This window comes from Methylobacterium sp. Leaf113 (assembly GCF_001423325.1).
Classification (GTDB): Bacteria; Pseudomonadota; Alphaproteobacteria; order Rhizobiales; family Beijerinckiaceae; genus Methylobacterium.
On record NZ_LMNJ01000033.1, the window covers coordinates 1 to 18,081 of the forward strand.

26 protein-coding genes are annotated in these 18,081 nt (G+C 63.2%); 9 read left to right on the plus strand and 17 right to left on the minus strand.

What is annotated here, in order from left to right:
- Positions 1-798: 798 nt before the first annotated feature.
- The 3 genes from ASF60_RS16440 to ASF60_RS16455 all read right to left on the minus strand — a co-directional run bounded on the left by ASF60_RS16440 (position 799) and on the right by ASF60_RS16455 (position 4,259).
- Complete coding sequence (locus ASF60_RS16440) at positions 799-1,338, minus strand: DUF2059 domain-containing protein (RefSeq protein ID WP_056187253.1); 540 nt, start codon at positions 1,336-1,338, stop codon at positions 799-801.
- Between the two features lie 798 nt (positions 1,339-2,136).
- Positions 2,137-3,332, minus strand: a protein-coding gene (locus ASF60_RS24630) for an IS3 family transposase (protein WP_244478472.1) whose coding sequence is annotated in 2 segments (ribosomal slippage) — positions 2,137-2,978 and positions 2,978-3,332 — 1,197 coding nt in all. Because the reading frame shifts where the segments join, the coding sequence is not laid out codon by codon here.
- Positions 3,333-3,806: 474 nt separating this feature from the next.
- Positions 3,807-4,259 (minus strand): BLUF domain-containing protein, encoded by a 453-nt coding sequence (locus ASF60_RS16455; protein ID WP_056187255.1) that lies wholly within the window; start codon positions 4,257-4,259, stop codon positions 3,807-3,809.
- A 676-nt stretch (positions 4,260-4,935) separates the two neighbouring features.
- On the opposite strand from ASF60_RS16455, the gene ASF60_RS16460 reads away from it, so the two are divergent.
- The 6 genes from ASF60_RS16460 to ASF60_RS24635 all read left to right on the plus strand — a co-directional run bounded on the left by ASF60_RS16460 (position 4,936) and on the right by ASF60_RS24635 (position 8,370).
- Entirely contained in the window at positions 4,936-5,217 is a 282-nt protein-coding gene (locus ASF60_RS16460; protein ID WP_056187258.1) for a type II toxin-antitoxin system RelE/ParE family toxin, read from the plus strand.
- Positions 5,218-5,252: 35 nt separating this feature from the next.
- Positions 5,253-5,627, plus strand: a complete 375-nt coding sequence (locus ASF60_RS16465) for a HigA family addiction module antitoxin (RefSeq protein WP_056187261.1) — start codon at positions 5,253-5,255, stop codon at positions 5,625-5,627.
- A 649-nt stretch (positions 5,628-6,276) separates the two neighbouring features.
- A complete protein-coding gene (locus ASF60_RS16470) occupies positions 6,277-6,945 on the plus strand; it encodes a ParA family protein (protein WP_056187360.1) in 669 nt (222 codons plus the stop codon).
- The gene (locus tag ASF60_RS16475) at positions 6,942-7,241 is read left to right on the plus strand and encodes a hypothetical protein (RefSeq protein ID WP_056187264.1); all 300 of its coding nucleotides are present in this window, start codon (positions 6,942-6,944) and stop codon (positions 7,239-7,241) included. Before ASF60_RS16470 ends, ASF60_RS16475 begins: the two co-directional genes overlap by 4 nt.
- Before the next feature lie 449 nt (positions 7,242-7,690).
- Complete coding sequence (locus ASF60_RS16480; RefSeq protein WP_056187268.1) at positions 7,691-7,948, plus strand: hypothetical protein; 258 nt, start codon at positions 7,691-7,693, stop codon at positions 7,946-7,948.
- Positions 7,949-7,989: 41 nt separating this feature from the next.
- Complete coding sequence (locus ASF60_RS24635; RefSeq protein ID WP_156634200.1) at positions 7,990-8,370, plus strand: hypothetical protein; 381 nt, start codon at positions 7,990-7,992, stop codon at positions 8,368-8,370.
- Positions 8,371-8,435: 65 nt separating this feature from the next.
- Here the strand turns inward: ASF60_RS24635 and ASF60_RS23940 are convergent, their stop codons facing one another.
- Positions 8,436-8,828, minus strand: coding sequence for a flagellar biosynthesis repressor FlbT (locus ASF60_RS23940; protein WP_162241333.1), 393 nt, complete (start codon positions 8,826-8,828; stop codon positions 8,436-8,438).
- Positions 8,829-9,046: 218 nt separating this feature from the next.
- Here ASF60_RS23940 and ASF60_RS16490 point away from each other — a divergent pair, with 218 nt between their 5' ends.
- The gene (locus tag ASF60_RS16490) at positions 9,047-10,225 is read left to right on the plus strand and encodes a flagellin N-terminal helical domain-containing protein (RefSeq protein ID WP_056187274.1); all 1,179 of its coding nucleotides are present in this window, start codon (positions 9,047-9,049) and stop codon (positions 10,223-10,225) included.
- Between the two features lie 67 nt (positions 10,226-10,292).
- On the opposite strand, the gene ASF60_RS24640 is transcribed toward ASF60_RS16490, so the two are convergent.
- The 13 genes from ASF60_RS24640 to ASF60_RS16545 form a co-directional block, all read right to left on the minus strand.
- The gene (locus tag ASF60_RS24640) at positions 10,293-10,670 is read right to left on the minus strand and encodes a hypothetical protein (RefSeq protein ID WP_156634202.1); all 378 of its coding nucleotides are present in this window, start codon (positions 10,668-10,670) and stop codon (positions 10,293-10,295) included.
- 166 nt (positions 10,671-10,836) lie between these two features.
- On the minus strand, positions 10,837-11,715 hold the full coding sequence (locus tag ASF60_RS16495; RefSeq protein WP_056187277.1) for a tyrosine-type recombinase/integrase: 879 nt from the start codon (positions 11,713-11,715) through the stop codon (positions 10,837-10,839).
- Between the two features lie 159 nt (positions 11,716-11,874).
- Positions 11,875-12,006, minus strand: a complete 132-nt coding sequence (locus tag ASF60_RS26040) for a ribbon-helix-helix domain-containing protein (protein WP_274533564.1) — start codon at positions 12,004-12,006, stop codon at positions 11,875-11,877.
- 149 nt (positions 12,007-12,155) lie between these two features.
- A complete protein-coding gene (locus ASF60_RS16500) occupies positions 12,156-12,809 on the minus strand; it encodes a ParA family protein (RefSeq protein WP_056187281.1) in 654 nt (217 codons plus the stop codon).
- Between the two features lie 202 nt (positions 12,810-13,011).
- Positions 13,012-13,251 carry a hypothetical protein gene (locus ASF60_RS16505; RefSeq protein ID WP_056187285.1) on the minus strand — a complete coding sequence of 80 codons (240 nt, stop codon included), beginning with the start codon at positions 13,249-13,251 and terminating at the stop codon, positions 13,012-13,014.
- Positions 13,251-13,430: a hypothetical protein gene (locus ASF60_RS16510; RefSeq protein WP_056187288.1), complete on the minus strand. Its 180-nt coding sequence runs from the start codon at positions 13,428-13,430 to the stop codon at positions 13,251-13,253. Before ASF60_RS16510 ends, ASF60_RS16505 begins: the two co-directional genes overlap by 1 nt.
- Positions 13,427-13,693: a helix-turn-helix domain-containing protein gene (locus ASF60_RS16515; RefSeq protein WP_082508018.1), complete on the minus strand. Its 267-nt coding sequence runs from the start codon at positions 13,691-13,693 to the stop codon at positions 13,427-13,429. Before ASF60_RS16515 ends, ASF60_RS16510 begins: the two co-directional genes overlap by 4 nt.
- A gap of 39 nt (positions 13,694-13,732) precedes the next feature.
- Complete coding sequence (locus ASF60_RS16520) at positions 13,733-14,020, minus strand: hypothetical protein (protein WP_200940992.1); 288 nt, start codon at positions 14,018-14,020, stop codon at positions 13,733-13,735.
- 4 nt (positions 14,021-14,024) lie between these two features.
- A complete protein-coding gene (locus ASF60_RS16525; RefSeq protein ID WP_156634204.1) occupies positions 14,025-14,717 on the minus strand; it encodes a hypothetical protein in 693 nt (230 codons plus the stop codon).
- A 73-nt stretch (positions 14,718-14,790) separates the two neighbouring features.
- Positions 14,791-15,252: a hypothetical protein gene (locus ASF60_RS16530; protein WP_056187294.1), complete on the minus strand. Its 462-nt coding sequence runs from the start codon at positions 15,250-15,252 to the stop codon at positions 14,791-14,793.
- A gap of 60 nt (positions 15,253-15,312) precedes the next feature.
- Positions 15,313-15,753 (minus strand): hypothetical protein, encoded by a 441-nt coding sequence (locus tag ASF60_RS16535; protein ID WP_056187299.1) that lies wholly within the window; start codon positions 15,751-15,753, stop codon positions 15,313-15,315.
- A 66-nt stretch (positions 15,754-15,819) separates the two neighbouring features.
- Entirely contained in the window at positions 15,820-16,275 is a 456-nt protein-coding gene (locus ASF60_RS16540) for a hypothetical protein (RefSeq protein ID WP_056187302.1), read from the minus strand.
- A gap of 10 nt (positions 16,276-16,285) precedes the next feature.
- Positions 16,286-16,582: a hypothetical protein gene (locus tag ASF60_RS16545; protein WP_056187304.1), complete on the minus strand. Its 297-nt coding sequence runs from the start codon at positions 16,580-16,582 to the stop codon at positions 16,286-16,288.
- A 124-nt stretch (positions 16,583-16,706) separates the two neighbouring features.
- On the opposite strand from ASF60_RS16545, the gene ASF60_RS16550 reads away from it, so the two are divergent.
- Together ASF60_RS16550 and ASF60_RS16555 are read left to right on the plus strand one after the other, a co-directional pair.
- On the plus strand, positions 16,707-16,931 hold the full coding sequence (locus ASF60_RS16550) for a hypothetical protein (RefSeq protein WP_056187308.1): 225 nt from the start codon (positions 16,707-16,709) through the stop codon (positions 16,929-16,931).
- A complete protein-coding gene (locus ASF60_RS16555; RefSeq protein ID WP_056187311.1) occupies positions 16,928-17,980 on the plus strand; it encodes a hypothetical protein in 1,053 nt (350 codons plus the stop codon). The genes ASF60_RS16550 and ASF60_RS16555 overlap by 4 nt, the downstream gene beginning before the upstream one ends.
- Positions 17,981-18,081: the final 101 nt, after the last annotated feature.

Sequence of the window (18,081 nt, forward strand, 5' to 3'; positions counted from 1 at the left end):
CCTCTACCGCCAGCCCGGCTTCTCCAACCGCAACAGCGGCACCGAGTTCGCCGTCGTCCGCGCCGGCCTGAACTACAAGTTCGGCTCGTACTAGGACCTACGGGACTTTTAGGTTCGGCCTAAGCGTCCCCAGCCCCGATCATCTGGCCGCTTTCGTCGTAACGCGCCTCGAGGAGAAATCCTCGGGGCGCTTTCGTTTGCGTGACCCTTTGGCCTCGGCGAGGTCGACCGAAGGCGGCACGGAGCGAGGTTGACCTCGTTAGGGTTCTGATAACTGTGAACGCCTCACCTTCGGCCGTATGACCAAGCGTTCCATGAAGAAAACAAGCCGGCTGATCCTGTGGCTCTCAGCACTGACCCTGGGCGGGTTCGTCGGAGCGCGTCTCGTCGATGCGAACCAGACGGGTCAGAAGATCCTCACTGCCTCGGACCAGAGTGAGCCGGAGACGACCGGTTCGATCGATCAGAGGTCCATGCGCTGGTGCGGTGCGGCGTCTTGGTGTCGTTGATTAGACCTGCTGCCGTGAACCAGCGATTCGACGTTAGAACGGCTCACGGATCCACGATGGGCTACGAGCTCTTATCAGCCTTCTCTTTGGCGAGCCGAAGCGCCTTGAGGCGGAGTGTCTTATCCTCTGTGGCCTGCTGGGTCGCATCGTAATCGGCTCGCGCTTCGCCTCCTGCACGAGCCCTTTCCAGATGCTTGGCAGCCTTCGTCTCACGCCGATCCTGTGCGCCGCTATCGTCGTTCGCCATGGTGCCCTCGCTCTGTGATCCGGACGATCGGCTTCCGCCGCCTCAGCGCGGCTTGGCTTGACCGCCGGCCGTCCAGCCGTGAGCCTGGATCGCCTTGGTCAGCTTGCCTTGCATCTCGGGCATCACCGACTGCATCCACTGCTGCGTGCCGGCCAGTTGAGCCTGGGCGAGCTGTGGCTGCGCCGTGACAAGTCGCTTGCCAGCCGGGGTCGCATAGAACGCCGCGATCGCCTGCAGGTCGTCCTTTCCGAGCGCCGAGGCAAAACTGCGCGCCTGGATATCGAGAAGCTCGTCGTAGTGCTCGGTTAGGGTTGGCATCACGACCTCCTGCACAAGGGCCTGTGCCTGGTCCTGCTGCTTGATGCCGATCTGCTGCATCATTCCGACCATCGGCGCTGCAATCGCGCTGAGCAACGCGGTGCGATCCCCCTGCATCTGGGTGACTACCTCCCGGGCTGCCTTCAAGGTAGCAGGATCTGAGACCGCGACCGTTGCTGTGGTCGAAGGCGTAGGCTGAGCCAACGCCGTGCAGGGCAGTCCGACGCCGAGATACAGAACAAAGACAAGTTGAAAGACGCGCATGGCTGTTCCGATCACAGGCACCGCGGGATCTAAAACTACGCGGCCAACATGCTCTGCTATCATGCTTCTGTGTCAGATGTGCCCTGGCTGGCACTTAAAAGGCGGAACCGACCGCGGGAACCGCTCCTTGATGCCTTCACAACCCCACGCGCGTGGGGGCTCGAGCAAGCGTCGGTTCACCTCGATCCCAACCTCGTCGTACGGCGCAGGACCTGCTGTCACGAATGCTGTCCCAGCTACAGCTGATCGTCCCGAGGCGAGCGATGAGGATGGCAAAAGCGACGGTGACAACCAGGGCCACCCGCGATTGAGACCGCGGCCGGTCGTTCGCGGGCTACCAACGTCTTGTTTCAAGCCGTACCCACTGGCGATCTCTTTCCAGCCGAGGCTGCCGTTATCTCCAAAGCGGTCAACGCTTATGTGCGGGCTATCCAGGCGACCAACCTCAACGAGTGCCTCTTGCCTATCGAACCGCAGGCAACCCGATGACGAGCTTTGCATCTCTAGCCGCTCGCCTGCGGAAGGTAGGGCCAATCACAAGCCAGACGGTCCCTGCCCCTCCTCGCACAGTGATCGTCACTAAGAACGATAGAGACGATGCCCAGCAGTTCGCTGCTCTCAACGCTTCCGAAACCGACGAGCCAGGCTTGCATCTCTTTGCTTGGCGCATTGTCGCCCCCCAACCGAGGAGCCGCTGCCCATGACGATGGTCACCAGCCTGGAGTTGACCCTGTTTGTGGTCCACGACCTATGCAAGTTCTCGGGCTGTTGGAGTTGACCCTGTTTGTGGTCCACGACCTATGCAAGTTCTCGGGCTGTGACAGCTTGGTTGGCGAAGGCTCGGGGCGTCAAGCCGCCCAGGGCCGTGTGGGGTCGATCTTCGTTGTAGTGGTACCTCCAGTCCTCAATCCGGTCGCGAGCATCGGCCAGCGACAGGAACCACGAGGCGTTCAGGCATTCCGCTCGGAGTCGGCCGTTGAACGACTCGATATAGGCGTTGTCGGTCGGTTTACCCGGTCGGGAGAAATCGATCTCGACCCCATTCAGGTAAGCCCACTGGTCAAGCATGCGCCCGGCAAACTCCGGCCCGTTGTCGACCCGCAGGCTTTTGGGTCGGCCCCGCAGCCGGACCAAGGCGTCCAGAGCCTCGGTCACCTGGAAGGCGCGGAAGTTGGCTCTCGGTGTGAGCGAGAGCGCCTCTCGCGTATGGCAATCCACGACGGTCAGGATTCGAAACGGACGCCCGTCGAAGAGACGGTCGGACATGAAGTCCATGGCCCAGACCTCGTTGGGTCCGCCGACGGCCGGTCGTCCCTGGCGATAGCGCCAGGCCCGTTTGCGCTTAGGCAGCTTGGGCCGGATCGACAGCCCCTCATCCCGGTAGATCCGGTAGGTGCGCTTGTGGTTCACCTCCCAGCCCTCCCGCCGCAACAGGATGTGCAGCCGCCGGTAGCCGTAGCGCACCCGTGCTGCAGCCAGCTCCTTCAATCGCATCCGCAGCGCGACCTGCGGGTCGGCTCGCTTCCTGTAGCGCTGGGACGAACGGCCGAAGCCGGTAGCTAGACAGGCCCGACGCTCGCTGATCCCGTAGGCCACCTGCAAGTGACCAGCGACCTCACGGCGAGCGGCAGGCCTTACCACTTTCGCTTGAGGACGTCCTGCAGCATGGAGCGGTCCAGCGTCAGGTCGGCGACCAGCCGCTTGAGCTTGCTGTTCTCGTCCTCCAGCTGCTTGAGCCGTCGGATCTCCGGCACCCCCATGCCGACGAACTGTTTCTTCCAGCGATAAAACGTCGGCTCGGAGACGCCCATCTTTCGGCAGACCTCGTCCACCGTCGCGCCGTTCTCCGCCTGCCGCAGGGCGAAGGCGATCCAGCGATAAAACGTCGGCTCGGAGACGCCCATCTTTCGGCAGACCTCGTCCACCGTCGCGCCGTTCTCCGCCTGCCGCAGGGCGAAGGCGATCTGTTCGTTCGTGAAGCGTTTGCGAGGCATGGCACCCACCCTCCTTCAGGGTTCAGGATGCCCGAAAAACGTGCGCTCAGCGCGGACCAGTTTGGTGGGTCAGGGTCAAGCCTCCTCAAGCGCGCCGAGCGTATCGAGAGATAGCAGCAGGTTAGGGCGCCGACGGGCCTGGTCGCCTTTCGCAGCCTGGCGAACGAGGAAGTACCAGATGCCAAGCTCAATTGGCGCCAATTGGTCGCTGATGGGCGAGCCAAACTGCGTTGGAACTGCATTGTCATTCCATCACCGGCCACGACCACGGAGAAGTGGGAGGCGCAGACGGCGCACCCGTGCGGTAAGCCCATCCACTAAATCGTGCCAGACCGCACATCCACGCCGCGTAACTGGGTGCATCACAAGAACGGTCGTCGTCTTGCCCCCCTTCGACGACTCCAACTAACGGCGCAGAGGCTTTCAAGCCCTGCGCCGTTTGCATGTCATAGGCAGGGTCGCCTCGTGCTGCCGTTAGCTGGCGAGACGCTGCGCCTGACGCTTGGCTGCATCGAAGGCCTGGAGATCCAGGGCGAGGTTGATGATCTGGGCGCTCTTCAGACGCGCCGGCTCGATCGCGCTGCCGATGCCGTGCTGTAGGTAGACCTCCTCCACCTCCGGGGTTCGCATTGCGCCGCCCATGGTCCAGTTGGGGAACGAGCGGCCCTGAACGTTGCGCGCATCCATGATGGTTGCAGTTGTATGCCTTGGGTTACGGGCAATACGAGTATAGGTGGTGCTCACCTGAGATTGGTCACCCTCAAGGATCTGAATGAACCAAGTCTTGTCGAAAATCAGGAACCCGGTGATCCCGTCTCGGCTGTTGTTACGCTGTGAAGCTGAGACGATCTCCCGCAAATTTGTGAGCATCGCGCGATCATTCCCGAGGACGACGTTGCGGCTGTAGTAAACAAGCTGGTGGATCATCGTAGTTTTTCACTTCTACCAACAGGCGGTTCGCGAGCAGATTTTCGTCTCTCGCAGCTAGACGAGCCGATAACGCAGCGTAGATCAGATTGTTTTTGATCAGAAATCGTTGTTTGATCGATGAGTTAATTGAATCGTAAGCCGCGAAAATGAATTACCGGCTGGCTACTTACTAAGATGGATCTTCCCAAGATCCTGTCGCTACGATCCGCATCTTGGCATCCAGCAAAGGCCGCTGAAGTTCCATCGGGATCTCACGGGTGCGGAAAGCCAAGTGCTCCACTCCTCTGGGGCCGTCAGCAGCACCGGCACGGCGTCGAGTCGATCGGGCCGACCACGCCATTGGCTTCGCAGGTCGGGAACGAGAAAAGCTGGGCGTGTCGCAAACATTCAACAGCCGAAATAATCTCCTCTGATCAGGGCATTGCGGTGCCTGTTCACCGCCTAATGACCTGCCTCGTCGAGGTCGGTGAAGCCGTCTGATGGGTTCGGAGCCACCCGTGCAACCGTGCTGAGAGCAGAATTTTCCACGGCAGAAATCTTTGCGACACGCCCGGCATTTCCGGTCTGCCGCTCACGAGAACGAAGGGAATGTTGCAATGAGTGATACAAATGGATTGACGGGATTGTTGCGCTCGGTGATACATGTGTCATCGAACGCAACACAGGCGGGCCGATGATCCGCAGTTTCCATGATCGAATAACGGAGGCGGTGTTCCGGGGTCGTTGCCCTAAGGGGTTCCCGGCCGACCTCTTCAAAACCGTTCGGCGGAAGCTCACCGTGCTCAACTCGGCGACAACGCTGGATGACCTCAAGGTGCCGGCATCGAACAGGCTCCATCCGCTGGGGCGCGACCGGGCTGGACAACACGCCATCGCGGTCAACGACCAATTCCGGCTCTGTTTCGCTTGGACGGATGCCGGGCCGGAACGGGTCGAGTTCACGGACTACCACTAGGATCTTGCGACGGACGCAAAGGAGGGCAACCGCCAATGTCTGACACGATCGGAAACATCGAGGCCCTGCGCCAGACCTTTGACACCGCCGATGGTGCCGGGGACATGGAGATCATGCCCCCAGTTCACCCTGGCGAGATCCTGCGCGAGGAATTCATGGCCCCGCTCGGCCTCACTGCCGGCGCGGTCGCGAAGGCCCTGGACCTTCCGCGCTCCCGCATCGAGCGGATTGTAAGGGAGGAGATCGGCATCAGTACGGACACCGCCCTGCGGCTGGCCCGGTACTTCCGCACGTCGCACCAGTTCTGGACGAACCTGCAGGCGCATTTCGAGAGCGAGAGCCTGCTTGCGGAGATTGGGCCGGATCTGGAGCGGATTGAGCCCGTGCCCGAACAGGCTCAGGCCGCCTGATGACCGCATTCGGAAAGCGCCTCATCCAATCCGCCCAGGAGGCCGGCGCCATCGCTCGCGGCGAGGCCGACCCAGTACGTACCACACGCACACCCCGACCGACGTCGACGTGCGGGCGATCCGCGACGGCCAGAAGCTCACACAGGCCGCGTTCGTCGCGCGCTACGGGTTCCCCATCGGGACCCTGCGGGACCTTGAACAGGGTCGGGCGCGGGCCGGACGCCTCAACGCGGGCTTACCTGCTGGCGATCAGCCGGGAGCCGGCGGCGGTGCGGCGGGTTCTTGAGGCTACTGGCATCGAGCCCCTGCGCCACGGCCGCCCGGAAATTCAGCTCGCGGAGCCTCAGGTATTAGGCGGGAACTACTCGCGTTCGGCCGCGGCGTGAACGCCTCGCTAGTTACGGCCTCCGGCCCTGCCCAGGAGCCTGATGAGGTGGACGGCTCCTGTCGATGAGATCAACGACCTCATCTGGGCACAGCGATGCCGTAGCGGGGGCCGTCCACCCCATCAGGCCCTTGGTTCTACCACTTATGAGGTTTCACAGCGTTGCGAATTTGCAATGGTACGGTGTCATGACGTTGCACCCTCAAAAAATTGCGATATTGCAGCTTCATGACGCCTTAATGCCTCGACGTTATGAAGCTGCGCATGAGAACGATCACGCTTGTCACTCAGAAGGGCGGGGCTGGGAAGACCACCATCGCCACGTCGCTCGCCATCGCCGCCCAACAGCGCGGTGAGATGGTCGCTGCCTTCGATCTCGATCCTCAGGGGTCGATGGTCGAATGGGGTAAGATGCGGAAAAAGGCCGACCCCGCAGCCATCCCGGATCAGCACCTTCCAGTGATCGAGCGCTTCCCGCTTGAGCGCATCGGCCAGATCGGCTCGATGCTCGATAGCCTTGGTGGGAAGGGTGTCACGCTGACGATCTTGGACACGGCAGGCGCCGATACGCCCACGACCCATGCAGCCATGGAGGCGTCGACGTTCTGCCTAGTACCCATCCGGCCGACGCGGCTCGACCTGCTTGCGGTACGCGCGACGGTGCAGGCGATCATGCGCAGCGGGAAGCCGTTCGCGTTCGTCCTGAACCAGTGCTCGCCCATCCCTCGCAACGGTCGGGCGAATGACACGGCGACAGGCTTGGCGTCGATCGGCTTCGTGGCCGAGCCTCTAATTCTCCTCAGGAACGACTATCAGGACGCCTTTGCCTCAGGCCAAGGCGTCACCGAGTACGCCCCTGACAGCAAAGCCGCCGACGAGATCCGGCAGCTCTGGAAGTGGCTCGACACCCAATTCAAGGAGATGAAGGCATGAGCCGCCGCGCACCCTCGATCTTCGACGCCGACACCATGCTACCCAGCGCTGATGAGTCGCCTGAGACCTTGGAAGCCGCTCCAGTTCGGAAGGTCGGCCGACCGGCAAGGTCGACCGCTAAGCCCAAGCCGACGCCCTTCTACATCCACCCGGCGGTCAAGGAAGTCCTGCGGGACATCAGCTACCATAAGCGGGTCAAGGAGCACGATCTGTTCGTGCAAGGCCTTGAGTACGTTCTGAAAAAGAACAGCTACCCGACGATCGCCGAGATCATTGCCAACGCCGAAAAATTATAATTTCGCAACGCTGTGAAATTGCAGCGTTGAAAATTTGCTTCGGACCTTGCTACCTTCGGGGGGCCTGTCGCAAATGCAATCGCGTGGGCGTTTACCCGACGTTGACCATACCGCCTGCATGGCGCCTCCGTTTTCGGAGGCCGCCCATGAGGGCGTGTCGCAAACATTCAACAGCCGAAATAATCTTCTCTGATCAGGACATTGCGGTGCCTGTTCACCGCCTAATGACCTGCCTCGTCGAGGTCGGTGAAGCCGTCTGATGGGTTCGGAACCACCCCAGCGGATTGAGGTGCAGCCGTGCTGAGAGCAGAATTTTCCGCGGCAGAAATCTTTGCGACACGCCTTGATGCCGCCGCCGACCAGATCATCCAGCGGATCGCCGCTGGTACCTACCAGGAGGGCTGGCCCCTCCTCGTCATTACATCCCCCGGATTTCAGGAGCCCTGCCCATGACGACGATCGCCAGCCTGCTCAAGCGCGTGGAGCGTATCGAAGCGAAGCAGATCACGACCCGGCCCAGCGTGATCACGTCCGCGATTGTGCTCACCGACGAGATGGTGCGGGATGCCGTCACCAACTGGCAGCAGTGGGTCAGAGAGGGCCGCGCCAGCGTTTACGGCAGCGATATGCATCTGCGGGCGCCGATGCTCACCGTCGAGGAGTGGGAGGCGCAAACTGCGTACTTGCGCGGCGAGCCCGTCCACTGAACCGTGCCGGACCGCACAAGTACGTTTAAAGGGACATCAGCGTGTCGATACAACTTCGTACAGATATCGTTCGCGCATTGGCAGCAGCGTGCGAACAGGTCAAAGGAGCTGGAGGCAGTGACCCTGAGTTTGTGGACGTGGTGATGCGCTTGGTCGATGGAGCCCTACGCTTCCTCGAACAGGACCGAGACATCTGGGAGGCTCGACGAGCCGTACTTGAACGGCTGGAGAGTGCTGCGCTGCTGATTGGTCGCGATAGGACCGGACCCTATGACGGGCGCTCGAAACGAGCCATCGAAACGGCGCGGGCATATGCTGTTCAAGCAATCAAGGAATTGCAGGCCCAGATCATGCGGAATGGCCGTGTGAACGCGGCAGGTGACCGTGTGGGGCTCGGGAAAGCTGGCGCAGCGATCCAGTAGCGGCTGGTGCCAGAGCACGTCTTGAGAGGCCTAGGAGACGCGCAGCAGCTCAGTCCCCGAAGTAGTCACCCCGCCTTGGCTTCGCGGAAGGTGTCAGCCTCAAGAGCCATCAGCGCCTTGCCCTTCTTGAACGCGACGTGCGTCTTCTTCTCGCTGAGAAGCTGTTGGATCTCCAGGATTTGGGGTGCCGCGCTCGGCATGGTCTGTAAGATCTGGACGGCCAATCGAGAAAGCTCGTTCAACTCCTCGAAGGGGTTCTCTTTCAGAACGATCTCCTGAAGCGCAAAGACCATCTTCGAACAGGGCGACGTAGCCTCGCTTTCGCGGATCATCTCACTTTCGCGCAAGATGCGGCAGTGGTTTTTCAGAACCAAGCTTGCGCCAGAGCCAGCGTTACAAATCTCAGCGCCATTGATGTAGACCGTCTCACCAGGTCTGATCGTCAGCTTTAATGCCATTGCCTGAACTCCTTTTGAGCTAGCCGGTGCACGCTCCAAGGCGAGCATTTCCCATTTTCTGTTATGTCGGGCAGGTTAACGACTGATTAACTATACAGCCAAAACACACACGTTGGCTGCAACTTGGCGGATTGATTTAAGCTACAATTAGGAACTCCGGCTCCCAAGTGACGTGCCTTCGAAATTAGAGGGTTCATTCGGTCCAAAGGATCTTCGAGATGTCCAGCATTACGCTTTCTGCCGCTACTCGCCAGAACCTGCTTTCGCTTCAGGATACGGCCGCCCTCACCAATACTACTCAGAACCGTCTTTCCACTGGCAAGAAGGTGAATTCGGCTCTTGATAATCCTCTAAGCTTCTTCACGGCGCAGAGCCTGAACAACCGCTCCGGAGATCTGAGCTCCTTGCTGGATGGCCTGTCGAACGGCGTGCAGACGATCCAGGCTGCCAACCAGGGTATTACCTCGATCCAGAAGCTAATCGATAGCGCGAAGTCGATCGCCAATCAGGCCTTGGCGAGCAAGAATTCAACGATCACAACTCCTGCTGTTATCGGATCTGCTACTGGTACAGCAACAGGTGCCTACACTGCGCCTACTGGAACTGCACTTTCTTTTAGCTTCCAGCTTGATGGTGGAACAGCAAAGACCGGTTCGATTGCAGTAGGCGATACCATCGATACCGCGATCGGTAAGCTTAACACTGCAGCCGGCAGTGCTATTTTCAGCAAAAATGCAGCCGGCACCAACATCACAATTAATTCTGCCGCGGCCGATGTGACCCTCGCGTCTGGAACTGCAACAGGCCTTGGCTTTAGTGGTGCTTCTGATATCACCCATACTACTGCAGCTGCGGCTGTACTTGGTCCGGACGCGACCCGCACCAGCTTGGCGACGCAATACAACACGCTGTTGAAGCAGATAGATCAGCTGTCGGGCGATGCTGGCTTCAACGGCGTCAATCTTCTTGGTGGTGGCGGCACGAACAAACTGAACATTAAGTTCAATGAGACCGGTAAGTCTAGTCTCGACATTCAAGGTGTAGACTTTTCGTCGACCGGCTTGAACCTTGGCGCCGTACCTACTACCGGCACCGGCGCCAACTTCCAAGCAGATACCGATATCAATACAACTATTACTGCACTCAATACAGCTTCGAACACGCTGCGTGCTCAGTCCTCAACCTTCGGTTCGAACCTATCGATCGTGCAGAACCGTCAGGACTTTTCGAAGAACCTAATCAACATCCTCGACACCGGATCAGCCAACCTGACGAACGCGGACCTTAACGAGGAAGCCGCCAACTCGCAGGCCCTGTCGACCCGCCAGTCGCTCGGCATCTCGGCCCTCTCGCTCGCTAACCAAGCGCAGCAGGGCATCCTGCAGCTCCTCCGCTAAGCGGACTAGCTTTAACGACTAGAATGCGGCTGGGGGAAACCCCGGCCGTTTTCGTTCGGGCGACCGCCTACAGAAATCCCGAACCCGAATGATCCTTGAAGGTGGCAGCCCCCACCCGCGAAAGGTCATCGCCTGATCCATATTTGAACGGCGTGTAATCGGGCAAAGGACAGCTCCGGCGGCGTCGCGGGCTCAAACACAGCAACGCCTCTGCGGTCTCGCCTAGCTGATAGTCGCCCCAATGCCGATACGGGAGCCAAAGGCAGGCATACCCCGCGCGCACGGCATCGAGCAGCTTGCGCGGGCTTGTGTTCCCGCACTCGACGGCCAGTCGCCTTGCGTAGGAAATCGCGTCAGCAATCCCACCTGCATACCCTTGCTCCATCTGCGCGTCTGTCAGACCGCGACCGGTTATCCAGGCCATAGCCGAGAGCTTGAGTTGCATGTGCCGCCCGCCGCCCCCGCCTTTTCCAGGTTGGACCCCGACAGTGATCGGAAGGCGGACATGCCGGTATCGGCAGATCTCCGCATGGTCCCAAGCCCATACCGCCCGCCACAAGGGGTTGGCCGCACGCTCAAGTGCGAAGGCTTCATCGAGGCCCATGCCCATTCTACACCCCCAGGAAGCGCGACGAGCCGTCCGAGGGCCGCGCGTGAAGATAGCGGCCGGTTGTCGCCACCGAGGCGTGCCCGAGCGTCGCCTGTACCAGATGGATCGGGGCACCGCGGTCGAGGCTATGCGAGGCGTGGGCGTGCCGCAGCCAATGCGCGGAGACCTCCGAGGGCAAACCAGCGCGGGCTGCCGCAGCCTTCACGATCCGATGCGCCGCGCTCGGGTCGAGCGCCCCGCCATTCCGCGACAGGAACACCGGCTCATCTAGACCCGCCTCGCCCCTCAGAGCCGCGAGCACCTTCCACGTCGCGGCCGAGAGCAGCACAACCCGCGTCTTGCCGCCCTTGCCGAATATCGTCGCCTGCCCGGTCTCCTGGCGGGCAGTGAGATCGCGCCAGCGCAAGCCGCACGCTTCGGAGATCCGCAGGCCGCCGCCGTACAGGACCGTAAGCAGCACGCGGTTTCGCAGGGCCGGTTCCTGGCGGATCATCAGCAGGGCGTCGGCCTCGCTCATGATCCGTTCGGCCAGCGTGTTCTTCACGGGCGGGGCCTTCACGGCAGCGCCGATGTTGAACCGGAGATACCCGACCTCCTGCGCGAACCCGAACAGGCTTTTGAGCACCGCCGCCGCGAGGGCGACCGTTGCCGAGGAACCCGGCCGCGTCGCGAGGTAGGCTTGCAGATCCCCGATCCTCACCGAGGCTAACGGCCTGCCGACATGCGCCAAGAAGCGGGTCGCCTCGCGCTCATAGTTCCGGCGCGTGTTCAAGCTCGATGATCGCGCCAGCCACAAGCGCACCATCTGCGCGTCATCGTCGGCTTGCCCGGCCGGCAACGCCTCAGCCTGGCCAACGATCGGGATAAGGGCCGTGCTCATGTCTCATTTGCCCCAACGCAAGATAACGCTTCTTGTCTTGCGTTCGTAAACATGATCGATTGCGAAGTCGGGAGTAAGACCGCAAGCTATCTTGATAGCAAGATGGCGAGAAAAAACGGGAGCCTGCTCGCAAGCCCCCGCGATCCCGCGCCATCGGGCTCACTTGCTGTTGCGGATCACGAAATCGCGGATGGCTTCCTCGCAGATGTCCTGAATGGTCCGGTCTTGTTCGACCGCGATCAGCTTGAGCCGCTTCCGGGTGGCCGGGTCGATCCGTGTCAGGATCTGCACGCGGGTATCGCGCTCGCCGGCCCGGGGAGACCTTTCCGGAGAAGGCGCAGGCGCTACGGCCTCACCCTCCCCTGGTGATGTGGCAGCCGGCGCCGGCTTCCGTGCGAAACGGTCGCTCAAGCTGTCGAGGGTTGGGCGCGGCTTCGTGCTCATCGGGGCTTTCTCCCATCCTGCGCCAAGGCAGCTTCAATCTCGCGCCACAGGGCGTCGACCTCGGCGGCAGCCTTCCCACCGGGTTCGTGTTCGTTGACCGTCGAGCCGGTCAGGATCGCGTGCGACATGCTCACTCGGTTCGCGACAACGGAGGCCGCCACGGTTGCGCCCATGCCGACAAGGGCCGCCCGCGCTTCTGTGACGATCGCCGGTTCGGCTGAGCCCGTACGCGGGGGGGCGTGGTTGATGACGGCCAGCGGCTTCTTGCCGACGCGCTCGGCCAGTTCCAGCGTGGTCGCTACCGCAGCCAGGTCGAGCGGTCCCGGCCGGGTCGGGACGAGCACCAAGTCGGCAACCCGCATGGCCCCTAAAATGCTGTCTTCGGCGTGAGGTGGCGTGTCGATGATGACGCGGCCAATCCCTTCTCGCTTCGCCGCCGCGACAAGCTCGGGCAGCTCGCGTGCATCCGCCTCGATCAGGTTCGGTACGTCGGCCTCGCGCAGACGGTGCCACCACGCAAGCGACCGCTGCGGATCTGTGTCGAGCAGGAGCGCCGGGCGCCCAGCTTCGGAGGCAAGCACGCTAAGGTGCATCGCGAGCGTGGTCTTGCCGACGCCCCCTTTCCGCGCCGCTATCGTGATGACTTGCACGCGCGATCCCCTGTGATCCTGCCCCGGAGCCCGCAGGCCATCGAGATTGCGAGCGAGACTGTCAACAGCCTCCCGAGCCCGCACGATGGCGTGGGAGCATGAACAATTGCTTGCGAGCCCGAAGGCCCGCGAGTGGTCGAGATAGCCAGCACGCCAGCTCCCACGATAGAAGGATGGCGAGATAGCAATTTCAAGTGTCGTGTCAGCGCAGCCGACGTGGCGTCCGCCTGGGGCGCATCCGCGCTTGCGCCCGGTCGAGATCCGCAAGGGCGCGATCGGCCCGAGCGAGCCACTGCTCGGCGGCAGCCTCATCGCTCCGCGCCCTGGCCCGGCCGAGCCCGGCCGTGATCCGGCGCACTCGCCAGAGCTCAAAGCCCATCCAGACGAGGCCCACCAGGGACGGCACCGGCACGGCCTGGGGAATGGCAGGAACGACGCGCATCAGCCGGCGACCATGTAGAGGGCGACGAGGACAGTCGCCGTGACGACGTTCCCGCGCCCCGCCTCATGCCCGGCTTCAGTCAGGAGCTTGCACCGCAGGCGCTTGAGGCGACCGATACCGCGGGCGACAGCGGGAAGGCCGAGCGCCAGGGCGGCGCGCATGGTCAGGCGGGTTTTCATCGGTCGGGCTCCGTCATGGTGGAAAGGGGGCCGACGTCCTCGCCGCCCGAGATGTAGGCATGGAGGTCGACGGCACGGATGAACGTGAGGCCGTCGCATTTCTTGGCGGGGATCTTCCCGGCAGCGATGAGCTGGTAGAGCTTGGCCCGTCCAATCCCGATCGCCTCAGCAGCGTCGTTGATCCGATAGGCGATGGGTGCAGGCTTCTCGCGGATGAGGGGCCGGCGCCTGCTCTCGGTCGGGAATGTCTTGGTCTTCGTCATGGGGTCTCCTGCCTTGATGGTGCTCGATCAGGTCGCCCCTCAACGGGCCGTGTCCTGCTCGGCGTCGGAGGAGGAGCCACGCAGCCAGACGACTTGGCTCGCGTGATGGTTCTCGGGCGCGCCGAGGGAGGGTTCAGCGTCGGCGCCGTCCTCCCGGTCGGTGTCGCCCTCGATCTGGTCGAGGAGGGCAATCAGCCGGTCGGCGGTGTCGAGAGCCGCTTGCGCCGCGTCCTCGATCTGGCGCCGGATTTCAGCAGAGGAGGGCACCGGCAGCACCACAGGAGCAGCCACCGGGCGACGAGGGGCGAAGGTGTGAACGTTGCTCATCGGGTCAGGCCACCGTCAGCAGGGTGCGGACGACAGCCCAGGCCATGCCCTGTCCCTCTTGATGGTCCTCGTTCGCGAGCGCGATTTCGGCTTGGATGCGGAGCCCGTCCAGAGAGAAGGCAGTCAGGGACAGGGCGGCAGCCTCAAGCGCGCATTCGGCCGCGAACAGGCGGGACGCTTCCGCTTCGGCCTCGGCAAGGCCCGCCGCTGCCTTTGTGTCCGCAACCTCCCGCTTGTGCTGGTCATAGGCTGCGCAGACTTCATCAAGCCGAGCCTGCACCGCAGGACGCCGAACGGTGCGGATCTGACCATGCCGGAAGCAGCCCGTACCCGGCTCAAGTCCGGCACGGAACGGCATGTCACTCGCCGCTTTCCAATACCATTCGCGCTCGTCTTGCGACTGCCAGGTGGCGAACTGAGCGATACCGAGCGCCACGTCGCCGTCCCGCACAAAGAGCGCATCGGGGGGAGCGGCCCGGCAAGAAGCCTCAATCTGGGCGACCCGTTCGTTGGCGGCCTCGTAAGCGGCACGGGCGGGTCGCCATTGCTCACCGAGGGCCAGCAGCTCGGCATCCGAGCCAGTGGGCTTGCGCGACATTACTCGCACAGCTGTGGTCCTGAGGCTTGCCGCACGGGCTTTCAGGGAAGGGCGATCGGCGCCCCGGCGGAAGGGATTGGACAGCTTGAGAGAGGGCACGCGCGGCGCTCCTATGGTCGAGGGAAGGAGGAGGGCGCGGCGGCAGGGCGCCACCGCATCGAAGGCGGCAGCGTCAGAGCATCGGACTACGGGCGATCAGGCCAAGGATGCGGACGTGCTGTTCGTTGGCCTCGTCCTCATCGAGGGAGAACTTCTCGTCCTCTAGGAACTCGACGGTGTAGCGAGCAAGGGCTGCGCAACCGGCAGCCGTGGTCGGGACCGTCTTGAGCAGCACGCCATCGACGTGGGCGAAGAACGCATCAGTTGCCGCGTTCTGTTCGGGGCTCGGGTCCAGTTCACCGGCCGGCAGCTCCACATTGTAAGCGCAGGTGCGGGCCATCGTCAGGCGCCGCGTCTCGGCGATGGCCGCCAGGATGGGGTCAGCAGCCAGCGCAGCGGCCGGCGCGGCAGAGGCAGCATCAGCCGGCTTGCGGCGGATCACACGGGAGGCCGAAGCCTTGAGGGACGCAGCGCGCTCGCGCAGCGAGGGGCGAACGGTGTTGGGCTTGGCGAGGAGAGCGAAGGGATTGCGCATTTTGGGAACTCCGAAGCTTGATAGCTTGATAGTTTGTGGGATTGGGAAAGGGGGAGCTTGCTAGGCTAAGGTCGCGAGGCCGATGACGACGAGGCCGCCGCAGATCAGAGACAGCGCGGCGATTGCCTCGCCGAGGCCGCTCAGAAGCCGCAGCGCCGGCGCGAGGGGCGCGCGGGCGGGTTCGGTCGCCGGGAAGTCGAGGCGCAGGTACAGCGCCAGATCCGCGGCCCGAGCGAGCACCGCCGCATCGGTGATGCCGTCGTGCTGAATGTGCCAGCGCAGATGACGAAGGAGGGCGAGGGCGCCGAACTGCGTTGCGCAGGGTGTGGCGAGGAGGCGAGCCAAGGCGCCTTCCATCTCGACGTGTCGGCGCGCCACCAGGGCGTCAGTGGCTGACTGCCAGACGGCCCAAGCCTCGTCGTGGTGGTCGATGGCCGCGAGGATGGGGTCGGCGTGGAAGGGGACGTGCTCGATGACGAGGGCGTGCGAGGTCGATGCCATAACCGGGGCTCCGGGGCTTAGGGTGGTCAGGAAAGGGAAGGGACGGTGCCGGGAGGCGCGGGGCGCTCAGTCGGCCGGGATGGGCAGCGAGGCCCAGGCAGTGCAGTCCAGCGGGTAGGCGCCGGGACGGGCGAAGACCTCGCGCAGGCGGCGTTGCGCGGCGCGGGCGGCCCCTCGGGTGTTCGTCGGATGGGCGTGGCTCACCCGCTTGCCGTAGTACCGGACGAGAGCCAGGGCGCCGGCTCGCGTCGTTGGGGTCAGGGCGTGAAGCTCAGACCGAGCGGCGAACCGAGCCCGCGCCGTCTCCATGCGGCGGGCGCGCCACTCCGGGGAGAGGACGCCACCGGCCAGCCGAGAGGCCGAGACCAGCCCGGCGGCGCGGTGTGCGGTGTCGGCGGCTTCCGTGATGCGGATGGCGGCCAGCAGCGGGTCGGAGGGCATGGCGAAGCCAACGCGCATCAGGGGGCCGAGGAGGAGGGCGCCACCGAACAGCGAGCGCCGGGTCAGGATGTGGACTGTCATTGGCCGGGCCTCAGTGAGCGGCGGCGCGCTGGGCGGTCTTGGCAACCTGCCAAGCAGCCTTGAGCGAGACGGACATCGCGGCGGCCCAGGTGGAGCCGGTGCGGATCTGATGAGCCTTCGCGGCGGCAGCGGCGTGAGCCATGATCGCGGCGCGGTCGAACTTGCCAGCGACGACGAGGGGACGGCGGGTCTTGGTGAAGCACTCGACCAGGGCGCGGGCAGAGAGGAAGCCGGCGGGGAGCTGCACGCGGTCGTTCCGCATGTCGCGGAGAGCGGTGGTCCAGGAGATTTTGCGGGTGAAGGACATTTGGCACCGCGTCTTGCGAAAGCTGCACTCTGTGCTAACTTTCTAGGACAGGGGCCTAGGTCATGTCAACACCCTGTGTAGACTTTTTGGTACGGGGTACAGAGTGACGCCAGCACAGCTACGAATGGCACGGGCGGCCGTGAGGCTTGGGGTCCGCGAGATTGCAGAACTTGCCGAGGTGGCGCCGTACACCGTCAGCCGTTTTGAGACGGAGCAGGGCGGCTTGCGCCTGGATACGGCCGAGAAGCTGAAAGCGGCCTTGGAGCGCCTAGGGGTGAAATTCACGACCGACGACCAGGGCCGTGCGTGCATCTGCTACGAGGCGCCTCCGAAGGGCGGCATGGAGTGACCGGCCGCGGCAACTTCTTCGCCGTCGATCGCCTCGCGTGGGCCTCTGTGTGCGGCCTGGGCAGCATCAACGCCGCCGTCGCGTACCTCGTCCTCGCCAGGGGAACACTTGCCGACATGAGGTCAACGTCATGGTCGGTCAACGCGATCGAGACCTATACCGGGATTGCCCGCCCGCGCGCCGCCGCGGCCATCCAAGCACTCACCGCCGCGAAGTTCATCGAACAGACGAAGGCCGGCAAACGCCCAGCCTACCGCATCGCCTTGCCCGAGGCCCCTGCCTGGGTTTGGCTGCCGAACAGCATCGTTGATGGAGTGACGGACGAGAGCGCCCCTATTGAGCGCATCCGGCAGGCTCAGAACCTCAGCGCCTTACGGCTGTTCGTGGACTTGTACGCCGCGCAGGATCTTGAGGCCGATGGCGGCGTGAACTGGCAGCAACTTCGGCTCAACTACAGCCGGCGGCTGATCGCCCAGGCCGGCGCCTATACGGTCTGGGGCTTCTGGTCTGGGAATATGCGGACGTGGGAGCAAGTCGCGTTCGTGCGGCCCTTCCTGACTGGCAAACGCGATACCGTCACGGTTGAGGGTAAGACGGGCACCATCGACGCCGGGCTGGCCGCGTTTTGGGATGCGCTCAGCATCCTCAGGAACACGAAGCTTTTCTCGTTCGTGGCCCACCTGATCGAGGCCGACACCGAGGAGGCATCCGTCATCCACCCGCTTGCCCACGGCACGGGCGAGGAGGTCGAGCGCGAGCTTGCCCATTCGGCTTTCGAGGCGGCCGAAGCCATGATCCCTGAGGGGTACGTCGCTAGGGCACAGAGCGAGGGCGTTGACCTCATGGTGCCCGTGCTCAGTCACCTAACCGCCGTTCAGGTCGTGGGCCTGCCCCGGCTTCTGCATCGGGCGCACACGTCTGCAACGGCACGATGGGTGGAGCGGACCGACGAGTGGCGCCGCAAGGCCGCAGAATTCCAAGAAATGGCCGGAAACCCCAACCGCCGCAACCACATGCAATATCAACGAAGATCAAGGGGGATCAACTGAGACCAACGGGGATCAACGATCCATAGAACCCCGTAGGAACCCCCTCACTTCGTTCGGGGACGCTCGGTCTAACGCCCTCTCGCCGTCACACAGGATTGCAT

Excerpts from the sequence above, each read along its gene's own strand:
- ASF60_RS16440 (WP_056187253.1), bottom strand. The coding sequence starts at position 1,338 with ATGCGCGTCTTTCAACTTGTCTTTGTTCTGTATCTCGGCGTCGGACTG.
- ASF60_RS16455 (WP_056187255.1), bottom strand. The coding sequence starts at position 4,259 with ATGATCCACCAGCTTGTTTACTACAGCCGCAACGTCGTCCTCGGGAAT.
- ASF60_RS16460 (WP_056187258.1), top strand. The coding sequence starts at position 4,936 with ATGATCCGCAGTTTCCATGATCGAATAACGGAGGCGGTGTTCCGGGGT.
- ASF60_RS16465 (WP_056187261.1), top strand. The coding sequence starts at position 5,253 with ATGTCTGACACGATCGGAAACATCGAGGCCCTGCGCCAGACCTTTGAC.
- ASF60_RS16470 (WP_056187360.1), top strand. The coding sequence starts at position 6,277 with ATGAGAACGATCACGCTTGTCACTCAGAAGGGCGGGGCTGGGAAGACC.
- ASF60_RS16475 (WP_056187264.1), top strand. The coding sequence starts at position 6,942 with ATGAGCCGCCGCGCACCCTCGATCTTCGACGCCGACACCATGCTACCC.
- ASF60_RS16480 (WP_056187268.1), top strand. The coding sequence starts at position 7,691 with ATGACGACGATCGCCAGCCTGCTCAAGCGCGTGGAGCGTATCGAAGCG.
- ASF60_RS23940 (WP_162241333.1), bottom strand. The coding sequence starts at position 8,828 with ATGGCATTAAAGCTGACGATCAGACCTGGTGAGACGGTCTACATCAAT.
- ASF60_RS16490 (WP_056187274.1), top strand. The coding sequence starts at position 9,047 with ATGTCCAGCATTACGCTTTCTGCCGCTACTCGCCAGAACCTGCTTTCG.
- ASF60_RS24640 (WP_156634202.1), bottom strand. The coding sequence starts at position 10,670 with ATGCAACTCAAGCTCTCGGCTATGGCCTGGATAACCGGTCGCGGTCTG.
- ASF60_RS16495 (WP_056187277.1), bottom strand. The coding sequence starts at position 11,715 with ATGAGCACGGCCCTTATCCCGATCGTTGGCCAGGCTGAGGCGTTGCCG.
- ASF60_RS16505 (WP_056187285.1), bottom strand. The coding sequence starts at position 13,251 with ATGCGCGTCGTTCCTGCCATTCCCCAGGCCGTGCCGGTGCCGTCCCTG.
- ASF60_RS16510 (WP_056187288.1), bottom strand. The coding sequence starts at position 13,430 with ATGAAAACCCGCCTGACCATGCGCGCCGCCCTGGCGCTCGGCCTTCCC.
- ASF60_RS16515 (WP_082508018.1), bottom strand. The coding sequence starts at position 13,693 with ATGACGAAGACCAAGACATTCCCGACCGAGAGCAGGCGCCGGCCCCTC.
- ASF60_RS16520 (WP_200940992.1), bottom strand. The coding sequence starts at position 14,020 with ATGAGCAACGTTCACACCTTCGCCCCTCGTCGCCCGGTGGCTGCTCCT.
- ASF60_RS16530 (WP_056187294.1), bottom strand. The coding sequence starts at position 15,252 with ATGCGCAATCCCTTCGCTCTCCTCGCCAAGCCCAACACCGTTCGCCCC.
- ASF60_RS16535 (WP_056187299.1), bottom strand. The coding sequence starts at position 15,753 with ATGGCATCGACCTCGCACGCCCTCGTCATCGAGCACGTCCCCTTCCAC.
- ASF60_RS16540 (WP_056187302.1), bottom strand. The coding sequence starts at position 16,275 with ATGACAGTCCACATCCTGACCCGGCGCTCGCTGTTCGGTGGCGCCCTC.
- ASF60_RS16545 (WP_056187304.1), bottom strand. The coding sequence starts at position 16,582 with ATGTCCTTCACCCGCAAAATCTCCTGGACCACCGCTCTCCGCGACATG.
- ASF60_RS16550 (WP_056187308.1), top strand. The coding sequence starts at position 16,707 with ATGGCACGGGCGGCCGTGAGGCTTGGGGTCCGCGAGATTGCAGAACTT.